22 protein-coding genes are annotated in these 23,261 nt (G+C 67.4%); 3 read left to right on the top strand and 19 right to left on the bottom strand.

What is annotated here, in order from left to right; translation table 11 throughout:
* Positions 1-4: 4 nt before the first annotated feature.
* From ACFQE9_RS13875 to purH, 16 genes are all read right to left on the bottom strand, one after another.
* Positions 5-1,453 (bottom strand): DHH family phosphoesterase, encoded by a 1,449-nt coding sequence (locus ACFQE9_RS13875; RefSeq protein WP_379745932.1) that lies wholly within the window; start codon positions 1,451-1,453, stop codon positions 5-7.
* A 166-nt stretch (positions 1,454-1,619) separates the two neighbouring features.
* Positions 1,620-3,104, bottom strand: a complete 1,485-nt coding sequence (locus tag ACFQE9_RS13870; protein ID WP_379746038.1) for an NADH-quinone oxidoreductase subunit N — start codon at positions 3,102-3,104, stop codon at positions 1,620-1,622.
* Between the two features lie 83 nt (positions 3,105-3,187).
* A complete protein-coding gene (locus tag ACFQE9_RS13865; RefSeq protein ID WP_379745929.1) occupies positions 3,188-4,711 on the bottom strand; it encodes a complex I subunit 4 family protein in 1,524 nt (507 codons plus the stop codon).
* Entirely contained in the window at positions 4,708-6,759 is a 2,052-nt protein-coding gene (gene nuoL / locus ACFQE9_RS13860) for an NADH-quinone oxidoreductase subunit L (protein WP_379745926.1), read from the bottom strand. The genes ACFQE9_RS13865 and nuoL overlap by 4 nt, the downstream gene beginning before the upstream one ends.
* Position 6,760: 1 nt before the next feature.
* Positions 6,761-7,063 carry an NADH-quinone oxidoreductase subunit NuoK gene (gene nuoK, locus ACFQE9_RS13855; RefSeq protein ID WP_379746035.1) on the bottom strand — a complete coding sequence of 101 codons (303 nt, stop codon included), beginning with the start codon at positions 7,061-7,063 and terminating at the stop codon, positions 6,761-6,763.
* 2 nt (positions 7,064-7,065) lie between these two features.
* Positions 7,066-7,455, bottom strand: coding sequence for a hypothetical protein (locus ACFQE9_RS13850; RefSeq protein ID WP_379745923.1), 390 nt, complete (start codon positions 7,453-7,455; stop codon positions 7,066-7,068).
* On the bottom strand, positions 7,452-7,715 hold the full coding sequence (locus tag ACFQE9_RS13845; RefSeq protein ID WP_379745920.1) for an NADH-quinone oxidoreductase subunit J: 264 nt from the start codon (positions 7,713-7,715) through the stop codon (positions 7,452-7,454). The genes ACFQE9_RS13850 and ACFQE9_RS13845 overlap by 4 nt, the downstream gene beginning before the upstream one ends.
* 62 nt (positions 7,716-7,777) lie before the next feature.
* Complete coding sequence (locus ACFQE9_RS13840) at positions 7,778-8,239, bottom strand: NuoI/complex I 23 kDa subunit family protein (RefSeq protein WP_379745917.1); 462 nt, start codon at positions 8,237-8,239, stop codon at positions 7,778-7,780.
* The gene (locus tag ACFQE9_RS13835; protein ID WP_379745914.1) at positions 8,239-9,342 is read right to left on the bottom strand and encodes a complex I subunit 1/NuoH family protein; all 1,104 of its coding nucleotides are present in this window, start codon (positions 9,340-9,342) and stop codon (positions 8,239-8,241) included. Before ACFQE9_RS13835 ends, ACFQE9_RS13840 begins: the two co-directional genes overlap by 1 nt.
* Positions 9,342-11,024 carry an NADH-quinone oxidoreductase subunit D gene (locus ACFQE9_RS13830; protein ID WP_379745911.1) on the bottom strand — a complete coding sequence of 561 codons (1,683 nt, stop codon included), beginning with the start codon at positions 11,022-11,024 and terminating at the stop codon, positions 9,342-9,344. The genes ACFQE9_RS13835 and ACFQE9_RS13830 overlap by 1 nt, the downstream gene beginning before the upstream one ends.
* Entirely contained in the window at positions 11,021-11,722 is a 702-nt protein-coding gene (locus tag ACFQE9_RS13825; RefSeq protein WP_379745908.1) for an NADH-quinone oxidoreductase subunit B, read from the bottom strand. The genes ACFQE9_RS13830 and ACFQE9_RS13825 overlap by 4 nt, the downstream gene beginning before the upstream one ends.
* Positions 11,719-12,135 (bottom strand): NADH-quinone oxidoreductase subunit A, encoded by a 417-nt coding sequence (locus ACFQE9_RS13820; RefSeq protein WP_379745905.1) that lies wholly within the window; start codon positions 12,133-12,135, stop codon positions 11,719-11,721. The genes ACFQE9_RS13825 and ACFQE9_RS13820 overlap by 4 nt, the downstream gene beginning before the upstream one ends.
* 133 nt (positions 12,136-12,268) lie before the next feature.
* Entirely contained in the window at positions 12,269-12,883 is a 615-nt protein-coding gene (gene purE, locus ACFQE9_RS13815) for a 5-(carboxyamino)imidazole ribonucleotide mutase (RefSeq protein WP_379745902.1), read from the bottom strand.
* Positions 12,884-12,914: 31 nt separating this feature from the next.
* Positions 12,915-14,144 carry a 5-(carboxyamino)imidazole ribonucleotide synthase gene (locus tag ACFQE9_RS13810; RefSeq protein ID WP_379745899.1) on the bottom strand — a complete coding sequence of 410 codons (1,230 nt, stop codon included), beginning with the start codon at positions 14,142-14,144 and terminating at the stop codon, positions 12,915-12,917.
* A gap of 146 nt (positions 14,145-14,290) precedes the next feature.
* Entirely contained in the window at positions 14,291-16,123 is a 1,833-nt protein-coding gene (locus ACFQE9_RS13805) for a flippase activity-associated protein Agl23 (protein ID WP_379745896.1), read from the bottom strand.
* Positions 16,124-16,264: 141 nt separating this feature from the next.
* Positions 16,265-17,857, bottom strand: a complete 1,593-nt coding sequence (gene purH / locus ACFQE9_RS13800) for a bifunctional phosphoribosylaminoimidazolecarboxamide formyltransferase/IMP cyclohydrolase (RefSeq protein ID WP_379745893.1) — start codon at positions 17,855-17,857, stop codon at positions 16,265-16,267.
* A 166-nt stretch (positions 17,858-18,023) separates the two neighbouring features.
* On the opposite strand from purH, the gene purB reads away from it, so the two are divergent.
* Positions 18,024-19,505, top strand: a complete 1,482-nt coding sequence (gene purB, locus ACFQE9_RS13795) for an adenylosuccinate lyase (RefSeq protein ID WP_379745890.1) — start codon at positions 18,024-18,026, stop codon at positions 19,503-19,505.
* A 7-nt stretch (positions 19,506-19,512) separates the two neighbouring features.
* On the opposite strand, the gene ACFQE9_RS13790 is transcribed toward purB, so the two are convergent.
* Both ACFQE9_RS13790 and ACFQE9_RS13785 read right to left on the bottom strand, forming a co-directional pair.
* Positions 19,513-20,289 (bottom strand): SDR family oxidoreductase, encoded by a 777-nt coding sequence (locus tag ACFQE9_RS13790; protein ID WP_379745887.1) that lies wholly within the window; start codon positions 20,287-20,289, stop codon positions 19,513-19,515.
* A 139-nt stretch (positions 20,290-20,428) separates the two neighbouring features.
* A complete protein-coding gene (locus ACFQE9_RS13785; RefSeq protein ID WP_379745884.1) occupies positions 20,429-21,313 on the bottom strand; it encodes a hypothetical protein in 885 nt (294 codons plus the stop codon).
* A gap of 411 nt (positions 21,314-21,724) precedes the next feature.
* Between ACFQE9_RS13785 and ACFQE9_RS13780 the strand changes: the two genes are divergently transcribed.
* Together ACFQE9_RS13780 and ACFQE9_RS13775 are read left to right on the top strand one after the other, a co-directional pair.
* Positions 21,725-22,108, top strand: a complete 384-nt coding sequence (locus ACFQE9_RS13780; RefSeq protein ID WP_379745880.1) for a cupin domain-containing protein — start codon at positions 21,725-21,727, stop codon at positions 22,106-22,108.
* A 2-nt stretch (positions 22,109-22,110) separates the two neighbouring features.
* Entirely contained in the window at positions 22,111-22,413 is a 303-nt protein-coding gene (locus ACFQE9_RS13775) for a cupin domain-containing protein (RefSeq protein WP_379745877.1), read from the top strand.
* A 28-nt stretch (positions 22,414-22,441) separates the two neighbouring features.
* On the opposite strand, the gene ACFQE9_RS13770 is transcribed toward ACFQE9_RS13775, so the two are convergent.
* Positions 22,442-23,230, bottom strand: a complete 789-nt coding sequence (locus ACFQE9_RS13770; RefSeq protein WP_379745874.1) for a CbiX/SirB N-terminal domain-containing protein — start codon at positions 23,228-23,230, stop codon at positions 22,442-22,444.
* Between the last annotated feature and the right edge of the window lie 31 nt (positions 23,231-23,261).

The following is a 23,261-nucleotide window of genomic DNA, read 5'->3' as shown; positions in this document are numbered from 1 at the left end:
TCCCTCAGTCGGTCGTCCCCTCGGAAAACGGGTCCTCGACCGGCGGCGTCTGCGGGGCGTCCGCGACGGTCTCGAAGAACCGCCCCGAGATGCTCTCGCGGACGACCTCCGTGAGCGTCTCCGTCGAGTCCTCGTCGACGGCGGCGAGGATGCCGAGGGGGATCTGGGCGCCGGCCATGTCCGCGTGGCCGCCGGCCGATCCGATCTGGCCGAGCGCGTCCCGGAGCGTCTCCCCGACGTCGACGTCGGTGCCGCGGGATCTGGCCGACGCGTAGACGACCCCCTCGAGGTAGCCGTAGACGAAGGTGATCGTGATCCCCTCCAGGTCGAGCAGGCGCTCGGCCGCCTGCGCGAGCGCGTCCCGGTCCGTTATCTCGCCGACACAGGAGGCGACGACCGACCCGCGGACGTCGCGTTCGCGGATCGCCGTTGCGATGATCTCGAAGGTCTCCGGGCTCACGTTCGGACGTTCGACCCGCTCGAGGATCGACACGTCGGCCGTCTCGAGCAGCCGGGCGGCCGCCTCGAAGTCCGCGACCGACACCTCGCGGGTGAACTCGCGGGTGTCGATCCGGAGCCCGTAGAGCAGCGCCGTGGCGAGACGCTCGTCGAGGTCGATCGACAGCCGATCGAAGTAGTCGGCGATGAGGGTGCTCGTCGAACCGATCGACGGGCGGACGTCGACGTACCGCGCGGTCACGGGAGCCCGTGGGGGATGGTGGTCGATGACGATGTCGACGTTCGTTCCCTCCGGCAGGCCGTCGTTGACCCCCGACCGCGAGTGGTCGACGAGCGCGATTCCCGCGTAGGTGTCCAGTTCGACCCCGTCGAGATGGCGAAGCGTGATGTCGAGGACGTTCACGAGCGCGCGGTTCTCCTGGTGGGAGATCTCGCCGCCGTAACAGGCGTCAGCGTCGACGCCGACGGCCTCCGCGATCCGCTGGAGGCCGATCGCGCTCGCGATCGCGTCGGGATCGGGATTGTCGTGGGTGACGATCGCGAGCGGACCCGAAAGCGACCGGAGGACCGCCACGAGCTCGACGATCCGCTCGTCGGCGTCCAAGCCGACGGCGTTCAACACCCGGTCCGCGATCGCCTCCGCGGGGTCGACGAGCCGGTCCGCGACCGCAGCGAGCGACTCGCGAACCGACTCCGCGGGAGCGGTCCCAACGCAGGCGACGATCGAGGCGTCGGGATACCGCTTTCGGGCGGTGCGCGCGGCGGCGAGGTTTCGATCCGGGTCGTCGTCGGCGACGATGACGACGTCGGCCCGATCCGGATACGATCCCGGGTCGGCCGGGTCGGCCTCGACGGCGGCGACGTTCGACTCCCGGAGGGTCGTCACCCACCCGGGATCGTCGGTGACGACGTAGACCTCGCCGCGCCGCTCGCGCGCCTGCTCGATGAGCGTGTGGCCGATCGAGCTACAGCCCAACACGAGTCGCCGAACCATGTGGTGACGGTAGGACGTTCCGGGGGTAAAACGGTGCCGTCCGGGTCCGAGCGAAAGCGATCGGGTCCGGGCGAGAAACGATCGCGTCCGAAGCGAACGAGGTCGACCGGAGACACGCGACGGGAGGCGGTCGAACGCCTCGACCGTGGTCGTCGGCCGACGACCCTCAACCGAACAGCGCCGTCGCCGCCGCCTCGGCGGTCTCGATGACCGGACCGAACCCGGGCAACACGAGCACCGTGGCGACCGCGGCGAAGATCACGGTCGCATAGAGCGCGGTGGGTCGCGAGTCGATCGCCGGAAGCGAGCCGACGGGGTCGTCGATCCACAGCGCCTTGACGACGCGGCTGTAGTAGTACAACGAGAGGACGCTGTTTATCGCGCCCACCGCCGCGAGCCACCAGAAGCCGTTGAACACGGCGTTCATGAACAGGAAGTACTTCGAGAAGAACCCGCCGAGCGGGGGGATCCCCGCCAGCGAGAACATGAAGACGGTCATGGCGAGCGACGCCATCGGCGCCGCGCGCCCGAGACCGGCGTAGTCCTCGAAGGTCCGACCGACGCCCCAGTGTTCGGCCATGGCGATGAACAGGAACGCGCCCGTGTTCATGAACCCGTAGACGAACAGGTGCGCCATCGCCGATCCCATCACGGCGCCGTTGTGGCTGCCGCCTGCCGACAGCGCGGCCAGACCGATGAGCGCGTAGCCGGCGTGACCGACCGAGGAGTACGCCAGCATCCGCTTGAGGTTCTCCTGGACGGCGGCCGCGAAGTTGCCGACGGTCATCGTGACGACGGCGAGGACCGCGAACGCGAGCGGCCAGTCGATGCCCGCCGCGAGGGACGCCCCGATCGGGAACGCCTCCGTGAACACGCGGAAGGCGACCGCGAACCCGGCGGCCTTCGAGGCCGACGAGAGGAACGCGCTCACCGGGGCCGGTGCGCCCTCGTAGGCCTCCGGCGCCCAGAAGTGGAACGGCACGGAGGCGGTCTTGAACGCGAACCCGCCGATCATCATCACGACGCCGATGCCGGCGACGCCCGAAAGCGATCCGAGGTCCTCGAAGGCGGCCGCGACGTCGCCGAGAAGCAGCGACCCGGTGGCCGCGTAGACGAGCGAGATCCCGAAGACGAAGATCGCGGAGGAGACCGCCCCGATGAGGAAGTACTTCATCGCCGCCTCGACGCTGCCGCGGTTCTCCTTGAGGTAGGCCACGAGCGCGTACGACGGAAGCGAGACCATCTCCAGGGCGACGAAGATCGTCGCGAGGGAGTTCGACGACGCCAGAAGCGCCATCCCTGCCGCGGCGAAGGCCACGAGCGAGTAGAACTCGCCGGGCGTGTCGTGGTCCGCGAGGTAGTCGTGGCTCGCGACGACGACGAGCGTCGTCACCGACGCGACGATGGCGGTGAAAAACAGCGCCAGGGCGTCGATCTTCAACGCGTCCGCGAACAGGTAGATCGCGCCGCCGGTCGCGGGCTGTCCGGTCCCGGCCGCGAGATACCACACCGCGAACGCCAACGAGGCGAGCGAGCCGATCGCCGCGAGCGTCGAGGAGGCCGCGTTCGTGCCGCTCTTCGGATACACCGTGTCGTAAAGCAGCAGCACGAGCCCGGTGATCGCGAGCGCCAGCGCGGGCGCGAGCGCCATCCACTCGGGCAGCGGCGCGGATCCGGTCTGGGCCGGCAGGGCCGCGAGCGGTTCTGCGACCGACGACTGGAGCGTGAGCGCCATCAGTTGACACCTCCTTCAACGACCGGAGCGACCGCGTCGCGCATCATCTCGAAGATGAGATCGGGCGCGACGCCGAGGACGATTATCGCGACGAGCAGCGCCGCGAGCGGCAGCGTGTCGTGGAGCGCGGCCGGCCCGAGCTCGTAGTCGGTGTCGAGCCGATAGGGGCCGAACAGCGTCCGCTGCATCGCGAACAGCAGGTAGCCGGCGACGATCACGATGCCGAACATCGCGAGCGCCGTGAACGCCGGCATCAGCCCGTTCGCGACCGGCGAGCCGAACGATCCCACGAAGACGTAGAACTCGCCGGCGAAGCCGGCCATGAGCGGCAGCCCCATGTAGCCGAACGCGCCTGCGACGAGGATCCACACCGCGACCGGCATCCGATCCGCGATCCCCGACATGTCCGTCACCATCCGGGTGTGGGTTGCGTTGTAGATGACGCCGACCGCCATGAACATCAGCCCGGAGATGAGCCCGTGTGCGACCATCTGGAAGGTCGCCCCGCCCACCCCGTAGACGGTGTAGGCGACGAGCCCGAGAGTGACGTAGCCCATGGAGGAAACGGAGGAGTAGGCGACGATCCGCTTGAGGTCCCGCTGGGCCAACGCGAGCATCGCGCCGTAGATCACGGAGATCACGGCGACGATCGCGATGGGGATCGCAAGCGCGGTCGCCTGGTCGGGCAGCATGGTGAAGTTGAACCGCAACAGCGCGTAGGTCCCCATCTTCAGGAGGACGCCCGCCAGAAGCACCGACGCGGGCGTCGGCGCCTCGACGTGGGCGTCCGGCAGCCAGGTGTGGACCGGCACCATCGGGACCTTGACGGCGAAGCCGGCGAACATCGCGAGGAACGCGATCATCGCGATGGCGTCGGGAGCGATCCCGTAGAACGACTGGAGCTCGCCGGCGGCGATCGACGCCGCGATCTCCGGCATCGCGAACGTCTCGACCGGGAGGCTGAACACGAGCGTCATGAACCCGAGGAACATGACGAGCGAGGCCGCGTTCGTGTACACGAAGAACTTGATCGCGGCGTACTTGCGGCGCGGGCCGCCCCAGACGCCGATGAGGAAGTACATCGGCAGGAGGACGGCCTCCCAGAAGACGAACCACGCGAAGAAGTCGAGCGCGGCGAACACGCCGAGCAGGTTCGCCTCCATGAACAGCATGAGCCCGTAGAACTGGCTCTGTCGCTCGTCGATCGGCGTCCACGCCGACAGGATCGCGAGCGGAACGAGGAACGTCGTGAGCACGACGAGCGGCAGGCTGATGCCGTCGAGACCGACGAACCACTGGACCGTGTAGCCGCCGATCTCGATCCAGTCGATCCGCGTTTCGAACGCGAGCTGGCCGCCCGTGAGGGCGTTTCCGCTCCCGTCGAACCGTGACCACAGGTAGAGGCTCCCGACGAAGGGAACCAGACTGAACGCGAACGCGAGCCGGCTCGCCCACCGGTTCGGCGCGGCGAGCACCGCCAGCGCGGTCGCGAAGGTGAATGCGATGAGTGCTTCGATGATCACAGGAACCACCCCCCGAGAACGCCCAGGACGACGAGCAACCCGACGAGCCCGATCGTCAGGATCGCCGCGTAGTGGGTGACGATCCCCGTCTGGAGTCGGCGGATCCGTTCGCCGGACGCGAGGCTCACGGAGGAGACGCCGTTGACCACGCCGTCGACCACGCCCTGGTCGAAGGTGTCCGCGGCGCCGGCCAGCCCCGCCGTCCGATCGGCGAGCCAGACCTGCAGTTCGTCCTGGTAGTAGTTGTTGTACAGTACGGTCTTCACGCCGCCGAGCGCGGCCGTGTGCTCGGCCGGCTCCGCGACGTTATACAGCTTCCACGCGGTGGCCACGCCGAGCAGCGCGAGCCCGAGCGAGACGCCCGCGCCGATCAACACGGTGGCCGCCTCGCCGCCGGCGATGTAGCCGGAGGTGTAGGGGCCGAGATCCGCGTAGTGGTGGGACGTGAGCTCGGAGAACCCGCCGTAGTGGCCGTCGAGCCACAGGTGGAGGAAGTCGATCCCCTCCACGCCCAGCACCTTCTGGACCGGCACCATGTTGGCGGCGCCTGCGACGACCGCGAGGACGCCGAGGACCGCGAGCGGTCCCTTCACGTTCCAGCGGACCGCGTGCGGGTCACGTGCGGTCTCCGTTCGCGGCTCGCCGTGGAAGGTGAGGAACACCATCCGGAACGTGTAGAAGGCGGTGACGGGAACCGCGAGCAGCCCCATCGCCCACGCGGCGAGCAACAGCGGCTCGTTGAGCCCGTGGACGAGCGCCTCATAGAGGATCTCGTCCTTCGACCAGAAGCCGGCGAACGGGAAGATGCCCGCGAGCGCGAGCGATCCGGCGAGGAACGTCCAGTAGGTGACCGGCAGTTTGTCCTTGAGGCCGCCCATCTCCCACATGTTCTCCTCGTGGTGCATCGCGATGATGACCGCGCCGGCGCCGAGGAACAAAAGCGCCTTGAAGAAGGCGTGGGTCATGAGGTGGAAGACCGCGGCGACGTACCCGCCGGCGCCCAGCGCGAGCATCATGTACCCGTACTGGGAGATGGTCGAGTAGGCGAGCACCTGCTTGAGCTCCTCTTTGACCACGCCCATCGTCGCGGCGAAAAGCGCCGTGAATCCGCCGACGAACGCGATGATCGCCATCGTCGTCGGCGTCAACACGTAGAACCCGTACATCCGGGCGACGAGGTAGACGCCGGCGGCGACCATCGTCGCGGCGTGGATGAGCGCGGAGACCGGCGTCGGACCCTCCATCGCGTCGGGGAGCCAGGTGTGCAGCGGGAACTGGGCGGACTTGCCGATCGCCCCGCCCAGGACGAGGAGGCCGAGCGCCGTGAACCACGTCCCGGCGTCGAGTCCGAACGGCGTCCACGCGTCGAACTCGCCGGCGAGCGCCTGCTCCGCGAGGACCGGGAACGATTCCGACCCGACGAAGGAGGCGGTTCCGAAGGTCGCGAAGATCGCGACCACGCCGACGAGGAAGAAGTAATCCCCGAAGCGCGTGACGAGGAACGCCTTCTTCGCGGCCGAGGGCGGCCCCGGCTCACGGAAGTGGAAGCCGATGAGCAGGTACGAACAGAGCCCGACCAGCTCGAAGAACATGAACGCCATGAGCAGGTTGTCCGCGACGACGAACCCGAGCATCGAGGCCGTAAAGAGGCCGAGTCCGGCGTAATACCGCGGCAGATCCGGCTCGCCCTCGTCGTTCATGTATCCGAGCGAGAAGACGTGAACGAGCAGCGCGATGAGCGTCACGATGACGAGCATCAACGCGGAGAGCGGGTCGATCAACACGCCGAAGGTGAGCGCGATCTCCTGGGGACCGATGCCGCCGGCGATTCCGTCCGCCGAGACCCAGGTGTAGAGCGTCTCCGCGTGTTCGCGCCCGCCCGCGACGGTGGCGAGCACCCAAAGCGACAGCAGGAACGATCCCGCCGTCGCGGCGATGCCGCCGAACGCGCCGCCCTTGGGCAGATACCGGCCCAAGAACAGGGCGACGAGGAACGACACGAACGGCAATACGACGATCGCGGGTACGTAGGCGAATGCATCCACCATCTTACCACCTCATCTCCCGTGGAACGGTCACGTCGGTCACGCCGAAGTTGCGGTACAACACGAGGATGATCCCGATCCCGATCGCGACCTCGGCGGCCGCGAGCGCGATCACGAACAGCGCGAACACCTGTCCGGTGAGATCGCCGTAGTACTGCGAGAAGGCGATCAGGTTGATGTTCGCGGCGTTCAACATGAGCTCGACGCTCATCAGGAAGTACAGCGCCTCACGGCGCGTGAGCACGCCGAACAGTCCGATACAGAAGACGGCGGCGGCCAAAAACAGGTAGTACTGGGTGGCGACCACGGTCACTCACCGCCCTCCCCGGCCTTGCGACCCGCGGTGAACGCGGAGCCGACGGCCGAGACGATCGTTCCGTCCTCCTCGCGTTTCGCGAGGTACAACGCGCCGTCGATCGCGACGTCGAGCGTGAGCGCTACGATCAGAAACGCCGCGAGGAATCCCTCGGTCGAGCCCGCGAGCGAGCCGATGTCGAGGTTGAACAGCGCGAACCCGATCTCGTGGGTGATCCCGTACTCGCCGAGCTCGAAGCCGGCCGGCTCCCCCAGATCCGCGCCGAGGAAGGCGGCGGCCATCACGGCGAAAAGCAGGGCCGACGCGAGGCCGGGGACCAGTCCCCGATCCTCGGCGTCGTAGCCGGGCCCGTCACGTTCGCGTGTGTCCGGGTCGTCACTCATACGCTACTCACCTCCGGTTCGTCGGTACGCGTGAGCATCACGGCAAACGTGATGAGGATGAGAACCCCGCCCACGTAGACGAGGATCTGCATGGCGGCAAGGAACTCCGCATGCAACATCACGTAATGGACCGCGACGCTCAACAGGGCGGCGCCCAAAAACAGGGACGCGTGAAAGACGTCCCGTGCGAGGACGACGCCCAGGCTGCACGCCAACGTAACGAGGGCGAACAGCGCGAACGCGATGGTTTCAAGCACCATTGTGTGTGTCTCCGTTCAGATGTCCTTTGAAGATTTCGAGAGCGACTCCGCGTCGCCTCGGACTACTGGTAATCGACCTCCCCGTCTCCCTCTCCGATCCAGGCGCCGCGATCGGGGTTTCGCGAGCCCAGCGGGTCGATACCCTTGTACCACGGGACGTTCTTGAGCTGTTCTTTGTTGTACACGAAGTCGTCCTTCGTGTCGGCGGTGAACTCGAAGTTCTGGGTCAACAGGATGGCGTCGACGGGACAGACCTCCTCACAGAGCCGACAGTAGATGCACTGTCCGATGTGGAGGTTGTACTGTTCGCCGTTTCGCTGTTCGTCCTGTACGATCTGGATGGTGTCGTTCGGACAGACGTTCTCACACTGTCGACACCAGATACACCGCTCCTGACTGAACTTGTGGACGCCACGGAACCGCGGGCTCACGTCGGGGGCGACGTCGGGATATTCCACCGTGAACGTCGTCCCGTCGAGCGCGTGTTTCATCGTGGTCGCCATCGATTTTAACAATCCGATCATCAGACGATCACCCCCACGAGCACCGCCGTGAGAAGCAGGTTCGCGAACGACAGCACCAACATTCCCTTCCAGCCGATCTCGATGAGCTGGTCGATTCGAACGCGTGGAAGCGCCGAGCGACACCACTGGGTGAACAGGAAGAAGGCCCACACCTTGACCACGAACCAGACGAACCCGATGCTCTCAGGACCGGGACCGGAGGCTCCGCCGAGGAACGCGACCGTGAGGATCGCTCCCCCGAGGAAGACGTGGAGGAATTCCCCGAGGTAGAACAACACGAAGTACGCCGAGGAGTACTCGGTCTGGTAGCCGGCGACGATCTCCGTCGGCGCCTCCGGGATGTCGAAGGGGTTCCGGCCGATCTCGGCCATGTTGGCCACGACGAACAGCCCGAACGCGAACGGGTTGACGAACGCGTACCACGCGGGGATCGTGATCCCGGCGATGGTGACGAGCGCCTCCTGTTGGGCGCTCACGATGCCGCTCGTCTGGAGCGTGCCCGCAAAGACCACCACGGACATGGCAGTGACGATGAGCGGGATCTCGTAGGCGAGGTTCTGGGCGACCGCCCGAAGCCCGCCGAGCAGCGAGTACTTGTTGTTCGAGGCGTAGCCGGCCATCACGAGCGAGACGGAGGCGATCGACGCGAACGCGAACACCAGCACGAACCCGGTCTCGGGGTCCGCGAGCTGGAGGTTCAACGGTCCGAGCCGTCCCATCGGGATGACCGAGAAGCCGAGGAGCGCGGAGGCCGGGAGGACGATCGGCGCGAGGTCGTAGGCCGGCCGCGTCGCACCCTCCGGGATGATGAGCTCCTTGGCGAGCAGCTGGACCGACGCCGCCGGGATGATGAGCAGCCCGAACGGCCCGATCCGGTCGACCGCGATCCGGTCGGTGAAGGCCGCCGTGATCTTCCGTTTGGCCCACGGTCCGGCGACGCCGGTGAACGCGAGCATCACGTTGCCGATCAGGAAGGCGGCGATGAGCGCGCCGACGACCTCGCCCAGCACGCCCGGCAGTCCGAGCGCGCTCGTGACCTGCTCGGGGAACAGCTGCGCCTGGGCGGGAACCGCCCCACCGGCTGTGAGGGAACCGCCGGCCATCAGCGGTCCACCTCCCCGAGAACGATGTCCAGGCTCCCGAGGGCCGCGATCATGTCCGGCACGTACTCGCCGTTGGCCATCTCGGGCAGCGTCTGCAGGTTGGAGAAACACGGCGAGCGGATCTTGAACCGGGCGGGCTTGTCGGTCCCGTCAGAACGGATGTAGACGCCGAGTTCGCCCTTGGCGCCCTCGACGGCGCGGTAGATCTCCGCGTCGTCGTCCGGCTTGAGCGTCCGCGGGACGTTGGCCTGGATGTTTCGCTCCTCCTCGGGCCAGTCCTCGAGGAGGTCGATGCACTGTTCGATGATCTTGGCCGACTCCTCGACCTCGCGCAACCGGACGAGGAGGCGGGCGTAGTTATCACAGCCGTCCTCGGTGGCGACCTCCCAGTCGAGCTCGTCGTAGTAGCCGTATGGGTCGTCGCGACGGAGGTCGTAGTCGACGCCCGAGCCGCGGAGCACGGGACCGGTGGCGCCGTAGTTCTTCGCCACCTCGGGCGGGAGGATCCCCGTGTCGATGGTGCGGGCCTGGAGGATCTCGTTGGCGGTCAACAGGTCGTGGTACTCCTCGATGGAGCCCGGGAGCTGATCGAGGAAGTCGCGCGTATCGGAGAAGAACTCCGCGCGCGGTTCCGGCAGGTCCCAGACGACGCCGCCCAGCCGGAAGTAGTTGAACATCATCCGCTGGCCGGTGAGGTCCTCGAGCAGGTTCTGGACCCGCTCGCGGTCGTTGATGGCGTACATGAACGTCGCGGTGAAGTCGCCGTTGATGTCCAACGCGAACGTCGCGACCGCCAGCATGTGCGCCGCGATCCGGCACATCTCCGCACCCATCGTGCGGATGACCTGCGCGTACTCGGGCACCTCGATGTCCGCGAGGTCCTCGGCCGCGCGGGCGTAGGCCCACTCGTTGAGCAGCCCGGCCGAGATGTAGTCCCACCGGTCCGGGTACGGCATGATCTGGTGGCGGTAGGTCCCCGACTGGGCCATCTGTTCCTCGTTGCGGTGGAGGTAGCCGATGTCGGATTCGACGTCGGCGACCTGCTCGCCGTCGAGGGTCGTCTTGAGGTGCAAGACGCCGTGGGTGGCCGGGTGGTGGGGCCCGATGTTGATGAACATCGTGTCCGACTCGTCGTCCGCGTGGTCCTCCTGGAGCGGGTTGGCGTGCTCGCGAAGCGAGACGACCTGGGGCTGGTCCTGGTCGTAATCGAGCGACAGCGGGTGTCCCTGCCAGGTGTCCGGAAGGAGGATCCGCCGCAGGTCGGGGTGTCCCTCGTAGTCGATGCCGACGAGGTCGTACGCCTCGCGCTCGTGCCAGTCGGCCGTCCGGAAGACCGGCTCGGCCGACTGGGAGACGGGGTTCTCCTTGTCGGCGGGGACCACGACGCTCACCTCGTCGGTCGGATCGGCGAACTTCTTGAGGTGGTAGATCGACTCGTATCGGTTCTCGTACTCCTGGGCCGTGACCACGGAGAGGTGGTCGTAGCCGGCCTCCTCCTTCAGCGTCGAGAGGACGTCCTCTACGGCGTCCGGGCGGATCACGAATCCGGGCGCGTTGAGGTGTTCCTCCCGTCCGATCACGTGGTCGCCGAGCAGCTCGGCGATCGAGTCGGGATCGGTCGCGGAGACGACGTCGGCGGAGTCGGCCGGCTCGAGGTCGGCCTCCGGGTCTTCCAAGCTCATGGCGAATCAGCGAAGTCGTATCGCATCACGAGGTCGTCCTCGTCGATCTGGTCCGTCAAGTGCTCGACGAGCTCGTCCTGCTCGAGATCCGAGAACTGCTCGAGCTCGTAGGGCTTTACGGTCACCGGGCTCGCCTCGCCGTTCGCGATCCGCTCTTGCAGCTTCGCGACGCCGTAGACGAGCGCCTCGGGGCGGGGCGGACAGCCCGGGACGTGGATGTCGACCGGAATGACCTCCTCTGCGCCCTTGATGACGTTGTAGCCCTCCTGGAACGGGCCGCCGGAGATCGTACACGAGCCCATGCCGACGACGAACTTCGGCTCGGGCATCTGGTCGTAGACGCGCTTCATCCGCGGGGCGAACTTCGAGACGATGGTCCCGGGGACGATCATCACGTCGGCCTGACGCGGCGACGCGCGCGGCACGCCCGACCCGAACCGATCGAGGTCGTGTTTGACCGCGTAGGTGTGCATCATCTCGATGCTGCAGCAGGCGATCCCGAACTGCAGCATGAACATCGAGGACCCGCGGGCCCAGTTGAGGAACTTGTCGAACTTGGTGAGGATGAACGGCGAGGAGCCGAACGCCTCACGAAGCCGCGAGTTGAATCTGTCGCCGCGGCCCTCGCCCATGCGGGCGTCGCGGGTCTCGGTCGTCACCGCGGTGTCGTCCGTGATAAATGGTTGGTTGCTGCTCATAGTTGGTCACGTTCCGTCTTTCGGCGGGTGGCACGGGGACTGGACATCCACTCGACCGCGCCGTTGCGCCACGCCCAGACGAGTCCGATGGTGAGAACGCCGACGAACGCGAGCATCGGCCAGAGGAGCTGCAACATCGGGACGCCGGCCTCCAGCGCGGGCCGATAGATGACGACCCACGGGAACAACAGGACCGTCTCGATGTCGAACACCAGGAACAACAGCGCCACCATGTAGTACTGGATGTTGAACCGAATGTGCGCGCTTCCGGTCGGGATCTCGCCGGACTCGTAGATGGTGCGTTTGCCTTGTTCCGGCACGGTTGGACGGAGTAACGCCGAGACCGCCATCATCCCGAGGGGGATGCCGATCCCGACGACCGCCAATGCGCCGATAGCTATCCAATCGCTCATACAGGTCTCCGTAACGTGCGAGGGTTTGGTTGGACCCTACATAAGCGTTGATTCTCGCACGCGCGGGCAAGACGACGGGTTCAAGCGAACGGGGGACGTTCGGGCGGATCTACACGGGGCCGGAACGGCCCACTCAGGAGTGGCGATCGCGAAAGCCGTCGATCCCGAGGTCGTGGAGGTCCCTCGAGACCTCGGCGACCCCGCCCTGGAGCCCCTCGTGGTACTCGCGAAGCCGGGATTCGATCGTGTCGTGTTGGCGCGCGAGTATCTGGGCCGCCGAGAGCCCGGCGTTGAACGACTTGCCGGCGTCGACGGCGACGATGGGCGCCCCGGTGGGCATCCCGATCACCGAGTCGACGGACTTCTCCTGGACGGGAACGCCGATCACGGGAACCGGATAGGCGATGGAGGCGGTCATGTTCGGGAGGTCGGCCGACTTGCCGCCGGCCCCCGCGATCACCACGTCGAGGCCGCGATCGCTTGCGGTCTCCGCGTACGCGTACATCAGGTCCGGGGTGCGGTGGGCGGAGACGACGTAGCTCTCGTAGGTGAACCGCGCATCGGGCGGGTCCGCGAAGTCGGTCTGTTCGGCGAACCCCAGCTCGGAGAGCGCCTCGTAGGCGCCCTCCATCGTCGGGAGGTCCGAGTCGGACCCCATGATGATGCCCACGTCGGGCGTGGTGTCCGGGTCGGCGTTTCGGTCGGCTTCCGATTCGAGTCGGTCGATGAGGTCGGTGACGGTGGTCATTGTCGGTCTGTCGAAAGCGTGGATTCGGGGGTTACTCGTCGGTGAACGTGACGGCGTCGCGCAGCTCGCGTGCGCGATCGAGTCGGTCTTCGACGTCGTCCGCGGGACCGCCGACGGCGTCCCCGAAGCGTTGGTCCTCGCCGCTCGCGGCGGAGTCGACGTCGTCGCCCGCCGCCTCCGATCCGGTCACGGTCAGGTGTCCCATCTTTCGGAGCGGACGAACGTCCTCCTTGCCGTACCAGTGGAGGCTCGCGTCCGGAGCTTCGAGAATCGACTCGACGCCCGAGAGGGTCGCCGGTTCGGGCTCCTCGACGTCGCCGAGGACGTTCGCGATCGCGGTCGGCCCCCGGAGGTCGGTCGGTCCGAGCGGCCACCCGAGGACGGCTCTGACGTGGTTCTCGAACTGGGATGTCCGCGCGCCCTCGATGGTCCAGTGGCCGGAGTTATGCGGGCGCGGCGCGATCTCGTTGACGAGGATCCCGCCCGAGGGGGTCTCGAACAGCTCGATGCCGTAGACGCCGCGGCCATCGAGGACGTCGAGGACGTCCCGGGCGACCGACTGCGCGCGGCGGGCCACGGCGTCGTCCGTCCGGGCCGGCGTCGCGCTCTCGCGGAGGATCTCCTCGCGGTGGATCGTCTCGGTCACGGGGTACGTCCGGATCCCGTCCGCGCCCGCCACCCCGATGACCGCGAGCTCGCGCTCGAAGGGGACGAACGTCTCGGCCATCGCGTTCGAGCCGATCTCGTCGATCGCCGCCTCCGCCTCCGTCGGGTCGGTCACGGGCCGGTTCCCGCGTCCGTCGTAGCCGCCCTCCCTCGCCTTCAACATGACCTCGTCGAACTCCTCGAGCGCGTCCTCGAGGTCGGCCACCGACGAGACCGCCCGGAACTCCGGCACCGGGATGCCGGCGTCCGCGAGGGCCCGCTTTTGGACCAGCTTGTCCTGGATCGTCGAGAGCGTCCCCGGATCGGGGTGGACGGGAACGTCGTGCGTTTCGCTCGCGTCGGCGAGGACGTCCGGGTCGGCGAGCTCGATCTCGTAGGTGAGCACGTCCGAGCGCCTCGCGAGCTCCCGGATCGCCGCCTCGTCGTCGAAGTCGCCGACGATCTGGTCGTCGACCACCGGCGAGGCCGGGCAGTCGGGCGTCGGATCGAGCACGACGATCCGCACGCCGAGGCGCGCGACCGCCTCGCCGATCATCCGCCCGAGCTGGCCGCCGCCGACGATCCCGAGCGTCGGCCCTGGTAGCGTGACTGTCACGCGCGGGGGTTGCATACGTCGGTGCATAAGGGTTACCTCATGCGACGACCGAATGTCCACGAACGCGGATCGTCCGGACGCACGAGCGGGGCACACCATGCCGTATCAGCGATCCGAGACGAGCGGCAGGGATCCGAGACACGCTATCACGCGGCAGGGGACTCGTTTCGCGCGTCGCGCAGCGCGTCCTCCTCGATGAAGAAGGCGACGCGGAAGTTCCACAGCCGCAGCTCGTGTTCGCGCACGAGGTAGCCGTCGAGGTGGGGGTCGACATCATCGCGCGCGCTCGCGTGTACGATCACGACGGGCGGCGCGTCCGCGAGCGCCCGATCGAGATCGGGGGCGTCCTCGCCGTCCGCGCTGACGCTGTCGACGCGCGCGTTCGACCGCTCGAGGTACCACGGCAGCGGGAGCCGATCGGTCCAGCCGCCGGGGGGATGCATCCGATCGGCGTCGGATTCATCGGCCACGTTGAAGGTGTCCTGTCGGGACTCGAGGTCGACCCCGACGAACAGGACGTCCGTGCCGCCCTCGTGGGCCGCCGCGATCGCCTCGACGTCGTCGATCGTCTCGCGCGCGTCGTTGTGCGGCTGGGCCCACTGGACGACCTCGGTGTGGTCCGGATTCGTCGAGTTCCAGTAGGTTACGGTCGGCGCGAACAGCCCCGCCGTCACGGTCAACACGATGAGGAAAGCGATCGCCGCGGTCCCCGGCTCCGGAACGCGGATCGTCGGGGCGTCCCCCGCGGAGTCGTCGATGCGGATCGCGGCGCGACACTCCCGCAGGAGGTACGCGAGTCCCACGGCGGCCGGGATCGTCGCCGGAAGCAGGATGTGGACCGCCGACCACGGCGCGTTGATGTCGGTCGCCGCGGGATAGCCGACCAGGCTCGCGGCCGCCCAGTAGGCGCCGAAGGCGACGAACCCGCGGTTGCGTCCCGCCGGAACGCCGCCGCGGCCCCGGACGTGCCCGTCCACGACGAATCCGGCGAGGGCGAGCACGGCAGTGACGGCCCCCGCGTGCGCGATGGTCTCGAGTTCGTGACCCACATAGGTCAGGTAGGGATTGCCCTGCATGTCGCCCGTGATCCACAGGTCGACGAGCTCCCTGCCGGAGCCGATCGTCGCCTCGTGGAGGACATCCGACCAGGCGTCCGGGGATCCGATCGCCCCGTAAAACTCCGGCCGGGGCGCGTAGAAGAACACGACGACGGCGAGGAAGACGCAGGCGAGGCCGACGCCGTGTCCGAGGACGAACGCGACCGGGTGACGGTCACCGGCGATCTCCGAGAGTCCACGCCAATACGACCGGATCTCGGCCGCGATGGTCGCGCGAAGTCCATCGCGTCGGGCGTCCCGCGCGATCCGATGGTCGAGAACCAACGCGCCGGCGCCCACGTAACAGAGCACGTAGAGGATCGTGTTCGCCTTCGTCGAAAGCGACAGCGCGAGCAGCGCGGCGGCCGCATACAGGTGTCCGACCCGGCGCGCGTCGATCGCGCGGATCGCGAACCCGAGCGCGAGGACCGCGAAGGCGCCGACGAGCACGTCGTTGCGCATGAACCGCGAGTAGTAGACGAGAAGCGGGTTGAACGCGAGGAGGGCCGAGAGCGAAACCGTCTCGAGCCGGTCCAGACGCGATCGAAACAACAGCGCACCGAGCGGGAGGAGTCCCCCCACGAGCGCGACGACGAGCCGCGCGGAGGCGTCGGTGGGCGGAACGATCCCGAAGAGCGCGCCGTTTACGACCCGCAGAAACGGCCCGTGAATGATCGGCTCGTACTCGAGATGGCCGGTCTCGGCGTATCGAAGCGTCCAGTAGCCGACGCGGCCCTCGTCCCAGTGGAAGACCCTCCCCCCGAGGTCATAGAATCGAAGCGCGAGCCCGAGAACCGTCACGGCCGCCACGGCCGCGAGCGTCCGACGATCGAGGGCGTCGTCGACGCGCCCTCGCCGGTCCTCGGACCCCGGAGGAGACATACACGGAGGGTCCACACGCGTGGTTACAATTCTTGTGTTCCGCGCCGTCGACGGTTCCGGGTGACGCGCCGTCGACGACCCCTATTCGACGGCGACGATCCCGTGTTTCCCACGACATCGACGATCGGTACGGAGCCGACCTCAATCGTGTTTGAAGCTTCGCGATCCGGTGAAGGCCATCGCCATCCCGTGTTCGTTCGCGGCCTCGATGACGTCCTCGTCGTTCACCGACCCGCCCGGTTGCACCACGGCCTCGATGCCGGCCTCGGCGGCCTCCTCGATCCCGTCGGGGAACGGGAAGAAGGCGTCGGAGGCCATGACGGCGCCCGCCGCGGATTTGCCCTCCGCGTCCTTGTCGGCCTTCATCGCCGCCAGCGTGACGGCGTCGACGCGGGAGACCTGTCCCATGCCGATCCCGACCGTCTCCGTCCCCGTGGCGAAGACGATGCCGTTCGACTTCACGTGTTTGATCGTTCGCCAGGCGAAACACATCGTCTCGAGTTCCGTCTCGGTCGGCTCGCGCTCGGTGACGACCTCGAGGTCGTCCGGCGTCGGCGACTGCCGGTCACGCTCCTGGACGAGCCGGCCGCCGACGAGCGGCTTCTCCGTGAGCGTCTCGTGGAACCGGTCCTCCCGGTCGCCGAGGGGACCGACGTCGAGCACCCGCAGGTTCGACTTCTCGGTGAGCACGTCGAGGGCCGCGTCCGTGTAGCCCGGCGCGATGACGACCTCCTTGAACGAGTCGGTGACCGCCGAGGCGGTCTCGACGTCGCACTCGCGGTTGAGCGCGACGATGCCGCCGAAGGCCGACTTGGCGTCAGTTCGAAGCGCGCGGTCGTAGGCGTCCGCGATCGTCGAGCTCGTGGCACACCCCGCCGGGTTCGTATGTTTGATCACGGCGGCGGCCGGCTCCTCGAACTCCTTGACGAGCGAGAGGGCGGCGTCGGCGTCGTTGTAGTTGTTGTAGCCCATGCCCTTCGCGCCCTCGTTGAGCTGGGGCGCGCCGACGACGGTGGCCTCCTCGCAGGCGTCGTCGACGTAGAGGGCGGCGTCCTGGTGGGGGTTCTCGCCGTACCGGAGCCGATCGCCGCGGTCCTCCGAGACGAACCGTCGGGTCGGGAAGTCGCCACCCGTGTCGCCGTCGATGGAGACGGTGCCCGCCTCCCGGTCGACGGTCACGCGGTCCTGTGCGAACCAGCGGACGACCCGCGGGTAGGCCGCGAACTCCGATTCATATAGCACTCTCTGCTTTAAGCTGTCCACGTCGTCGTCCTCGTAGACCGGCACCGGCTCCTGGGTGAGGACGGGTCCGGCGTCGACCTCCTCCGTGACGACGTGGACCGTACAGCCGGTCGTGCGGACGCCGGCCTCGAGGACCTGTTCGTGGGCGTCCATCCCGGGGAACGCCGGGAGCAGGGACGGATGAACGTTGATCGTCGTCGGAGCGTCCTCGAGGAACTCGTCCGTCAACACGCGCATGTAGCCGTCGAGACAGACGAGGTCGAAGTCGTAACTCGAGAGCCGATCGAGGATCCGTCGTTCGTGCGACTCCCGCGACTCCTCGGACCCGCGAACCACGACCTCGGTGGCGATCCCGCGTTCGGCGGCCGACTCGACGACGGGAGCGCCCTCCCGGTTGCTCAACACGACGGACAGCTCCGCGCCGCCCGGGGTCACGTCGTCGATGTGCAGCAGGTTTCGGCCTCGATTGCTGGCCAGTCCGGCGATCTTCATACCCGAGCGTCCTCGCGGCCGACCATATGGGTTGCGGTCGATCGGCGAGGGGGATCCACGAACGCGGATAGATGGACGCGAGTTAGAGGCAGAAACGTCGTGATGTATGCACACCCGTGGGCGATCCATCGATACGCTTTTGCGGTCCCCGACGGCAGCATCGGACATGCACGATCACCGAGGACCGCGTACCGACGGCGGTCACGCGATCGCCGACCTTCCGCGGGACGACCCGCTCGCGGCCGTCTCGCCGCTCGACGGCCGATACGCCCGACGGACCGAGCCGCTCTCGCCGTACGCGAGCGAGGCCGGCCTGATGCGGGCCCGTACCCGGGTCGAGGCCGAATACCTGATCGCGCTCGCCGACCTGGACGCGACGCCGATCGACCTGGGTCCGGACGCTCGCGCCGCGATACGGTCGGTATATCGGGATTTCGACGTCGACGACGCCCGCCTGATCAAGGACCTCGAGGTGCACGGCGCCGAGGGGTACGAGGCGACGAACCACGACGTGAAGGCGGTCGAGTACTTCCTGCGCGTTCGGCTCTCGGAGATCGAAAACGAGAGGACGGCACCGATCGGCGACGCGGAGGGACTCTTCCCGTGGATCCACTTCGGGCTCACGAGCGAGGACGTGAACAACCTCGCCCACCGACTCCTCGTCAAACCCGCGATCGAGGAGGTTCTCGTTCCGGCGATCCGGGAGGTGCGCGACGAGCTGACCGCGCTCGCCCACGAGTACGGGGACGTCCCGATGCTCGCACGGACCCACGGACAGCCGGCGACGCCGACCACCTTCGGCAAGGAGATGGCGGTCTACGCGGCCCGCCTCGGGCGAGGGCTCGGCCGGCTCGAGGACGCGACGGACGGGATCGCCGGCAAGCTCGCCGGCGCGTCGGGAACCTACGCCGCCCACGAGGCCGCCTATCCGGACGTCGACTGGCGAGCGTTCTCCCGGTCGTTCGTGACCGATCTGGGCCTCGAACACGTCGACCTCGCGACGCAGGTGAACCCCTGTGACGACCTGGCCGCCGTCTTCGATGCGGTGCGGGGGATCAACAACGTGCTCCGGGATCTGGATCTCGACGCCTGGCTCTACGTCTCCGACCGCTACCTCGGCCAGGAGACCGTCGCGGGCGAGACCGGCTCCTCGACGATGCCCCACAAGGTGAACCCGATCGACTTCGAGAACAGCGAGGGGAACCTCTCGAAGGCCAACGCCGACCTCACGTTCCTCGCCGACTACGTCACCACCTCCCGGCTCCAGCGGGACCTCTCCGACTCGACCGTCAAGCGGAACGTCGGTGCCGCCCTCGCTCACAGCCTGATCGGCTACTCGAAGGTCGCCGACGGGTTGGGGAAGGTCGTTCCGAACGAGCAGGTGATGCGCGAGGAGCTCGAGGCGACCCCGGAGGTCATCGGCGAGGCCGTCCAGACGATCCTGCGACGGGAGGGCGACACCGAGGCCTACGAGCGCGTCAAGGAGTTGACCCGCGGGAAGCGCGTCACGCTCGCGGACTTTCGCGACCTCTTCGCCGAGCTGCCGGTCGACGAATCGGTTCGCGCGGAGCTCGACGCCCTGACGCCCGCGGGATACACGGGGATCGCCGACGAGCTGGCGAACGTTCCCGACGACCGCGGGGAATGAGTCGCCGCTACTTCGTCGCGGTCACGCCGCCGTCGACGACGAGCGAGTGGCCGGTGACGAACGACGCGAGGTCGCTCGCCAGATAGAGCACGGCGTTGGCGGTGTCGTTCGGTTGACCCGGCCGGCCGAGCGGCATCTCCTTTTCGAAGAACTCCGCTCTGGAGTCCGGATCGACGAACCCGCCGCGCGTCATCGCCGTGTCGGTGAACCCCGGATGCACCGCGTTGACGCGGATGTCCGGAGCCAGCGCGTCGGCGAGCGCGTACGTCATCAGCCTGATACCGCCCTTCGAGGTGCAGTAACTCACGCCGTCGGCTCGACCGCGGAGGCCGGACGTGCTGGAGATGTTGACGATCGACCCCTCGCGTCCACCGTCCAGCATCGACTTGGCGGCGGCCTGCGAGCCGAAGAACGTCCCCTTGGCGTTGACGTCCATCATGGTGTCGTACTCGTCCTCCGTGGTCTCGAGGAAGGACCGGCTCTCGGTGATGCCCGCGTTGTTCACCATCACGGTCACGCCTCCGAACTCCTCTGCGGCCTCGACCGCGGCGTAGACGTCGTCGACGTCCGAGACGTCACAGTCGACGTGGATCGCCGACGCGTCCGTTTCCTCCCGGATTCGCCGGTGCGTCTCCACGCCGCCCTCGCGTGGAGACTCGTTGACGTCGGCGACGACCACGTCCGCGCCCTCCTCGGCGAACGTGAGCGCGATCTCCCGACCGTTACCGCTCGCGCCGCCGGTGACGACGGCGACCTCCCCCTCGAGTAGCTCGGAGTCTGCCATCGGCTCAAGATTCCAACATCGTGTGATAAAATCTTTCACAGTGGCAATTCCTCACACCAGGATATATCTCATTTCGCGATATAAAATCGGCGTCCCGTGGGTGAGAGAACGGCCATATCCGCCACACCAAGCATCCGGCTTACGCGACGAACCGGAAGGCGAGAAGACCGGTACCGAGAACGCCGGTCAGTAGACTGAACACCAAGGCCCCACCACCGTTCGGCATCTCGTCGAACGGTCGTTGTGAGAGGTACAGGGTGGACTCGTTCGTGGGCGTCACCACCAGATCCGCGGGGTGAGCAGTTGACTCCATCCCGTCACGTCGAGGTCGGGCGTAGCCGAGGACGCTAACCGTGTCCCCGGATTTGATCGTCTGTTCGGAGTACTTTCGTTTGCTCGCATCAACGCTGAAATCGCCGGCGAGGGTCGTCATCGGATCGACCGACAGCCCGTCGGTGTGCTCCAAGAATTCCGCGACCCGTCCCGGCGGGGGTTCGTCGTAATCCGTTTCGACGTGTGCATCGAACGCTTCGAACTCGCACTGGAGTCCCTCGACGGAGACGCCGTCCGCCGAAAGCAGGGTTTCCGGCGTGAACACGCCGTCCGTTTCGTTCCCGACGACTTCGTCATCGATTTCGACGAGCAGCTCCGCATCGTCGTTCGAGAGGGAGAACGGGACCGTTTTGACGCCCCACGCGGAGCGCTCCCACGACTTCGTCTTCGGAGAGTCGTATTTTTCTTTGATCTCCCACGCCGATAGAACGCAGCTCTCGTCACCCTTGATCGGGGACGTGAACGTTTCCCGGGGGACTCGTGGAGAGATCTCACCTCGGATCCGAATCACCCCCGGCGATCGTACTTCAGCGATCGGTCGTCGGGGAGTCTCGGAGATGACCCCGGCCAGCTTCCGCTTGTTCCATCCCGTGTAGAACGAAAGGACGCTGGCGAGCAGGAGGAGCACACCGCCCCACAGGGCGATCTCCCGTGCGATCGAATCGATGAACGAAGTGCTTGAGGCCAGCATACGTAGAGTGGAAACGGGTTATTAATAAACAATTGTCCCCACCGCGACCTCCCCCCTACTTGTTCTCCCATCGCGAAATCCGTACAGCAGTCTGCGTTCGCAACGACAGGGCGTCGGGACGTCGAATCGATTCGCGTGGCCGGGGGAGCGGTTCGGGGACGACGACCGGTTGTCGAGGAGACGTCGGCCACACAGTGAGATACCGACCAGGCTCGAGAGGGGCGGGCGATCCCTGGACTCGACGGGGATCATCGATCGCGAACCCGTCGTCGAGGCGTGCGAATACGTTCGGGGAAACGCCCGTCCGTCGAGGTGTCCTTCGATCGAACGCATGGACGCAGGCACACCCGAGACGAGGCCGGCGCACGGGGAAACGTCGAACCGATCGCGGTCCACGGGGGGGATCTGAGGATGCCCGAGATCGACTTCGACGCGGAGCGAACCTACCTGGAGGGGCGCTTCAGCGCGCAAGAGGCGTTTCGAAGCGATCGGGCGAAGGTCGTCTGCGGGTACTTCGAGCCGGGGCAGTTCATCCCGGTCCACGCGCCCGAAAGCGACCTCGTCGTCAGCGTTCGGGACGGAACCGGGATCGTTCGGGAGGGCGAGACGACCCACGCGGTCGAGCCCGGCGACGTGATCGCCGTCGAGGCGGGCGTCGATCGCGGGATCAGAGCCGACGAGGACGGCCGGCTCGAGGCGCTTTTGATCACGGCTCCGCCGCCGACCGACGAGGAGCACGGTCCGGTCCGTCGCGGGATCAAACGCGGGGAATTCGAACCCGATCGGGAGGCCTGAGGATGGCGAGCGTCGAACCGCTCGCCGAGCTGTCGGGCGAGCCACACGCGAACGTCTTCCCGGGCTCGGAACCGACGACGATCCGACTCCGGCTGGACGCGGGCGAGCGCGTGGAGCCTCACGACCATCCGGACCGACACGTGGTCGTGTACCTGATCGAGGGCGAGATCGAGATGCACCTCGGGTCCGAGACGTACGATCTCGACGCCGGCGACGCAGTTCGGTTCGACGGCGATCAGGCGATCTCGCCCGTCGCGACCGCGGACAGCACCGCGCTCGTGTTGTTGGCGGAGAAGACGGAGTAGAGCGAAGCGACCGACGATTCCGGGCGACTCAGCGCTCTCCGACGCCCTCGCCGTCGGTGGCGACCGGACGTCGCGAGCGCGTAACCTGCTCTTCGAGGGTGGATTCGCCGCCGGGGTCGGCGGCCAGCGCGCGGCGCCGTTCGACCTCCGCCCGGATGGCGTCGGTGACTCGCGGATGGCTCCCGAGGGGTGGGGCGTACTCGAGGCCGCCGCGGTCGAGTTCGAGCGCCGCCGGGATCCGCTCCTCGGTGGCCGGCGATCGGGTCACGAAGAGGGGAACGGCCACCGCCCGCGATTTCTCGATCGCGTATCGCGCGCACTCGACCGCCGGATTCTGCACCAGATAGCTGATGTGGACCTGGCCGTATCCCGAGCGCTCGCGGAGCCGCTCGGCGTGGAACTCGGCCGTGCGTCGGTGGTGGGGCTTCGAGCTGCTCCCGAAGGCGACGATGGCGATCGCGGCGTCGTCGTCGGGCGGAACCGACGCCGCGGCGCGCTCCTCCAGGACGTCCGTGACGGCCGGACTGCGGCCGACCGGCTCGCAGTAGCGGACCTCCCCCTCGACGTACGAGAGCGCGGAGGGGACGGCATCGAGGGTGTCGTGGGAGTGGGCCGCACACATGGGGACGGCATAGACGACGTCGTCGTCGATCTCGACGAACCGGTCGCGCAGTTCGCGAACCGGCTCCTCCTCGTAGAGCGCGATATCCACGTCGTCGACGCCGGCGCTTCCACGGAGTCTGTCGGCGTGAACTCGAAAGTCCTCGCGGGCGGTTCTCGTGTCGCGGCCGATGAGCAGGAGTGATTCGGTCGTCATTCGTGTAAGTAAAGTAATTTTGAACTAACCA

Origin of the sequence: Halopenitus salinus (genome assembly GCF_042662125.1) — an archaeon.
Taxonomy (GTDB): domain Archaea; phylum Halobacteriota; class Halobacteria; order Halobacteriales; family Haloferacaceae; genus Halopenitus; species Halopenitus salinus.
This window is presented reverse-complemented; position numbering and strand designations above follow the sequence as displayed.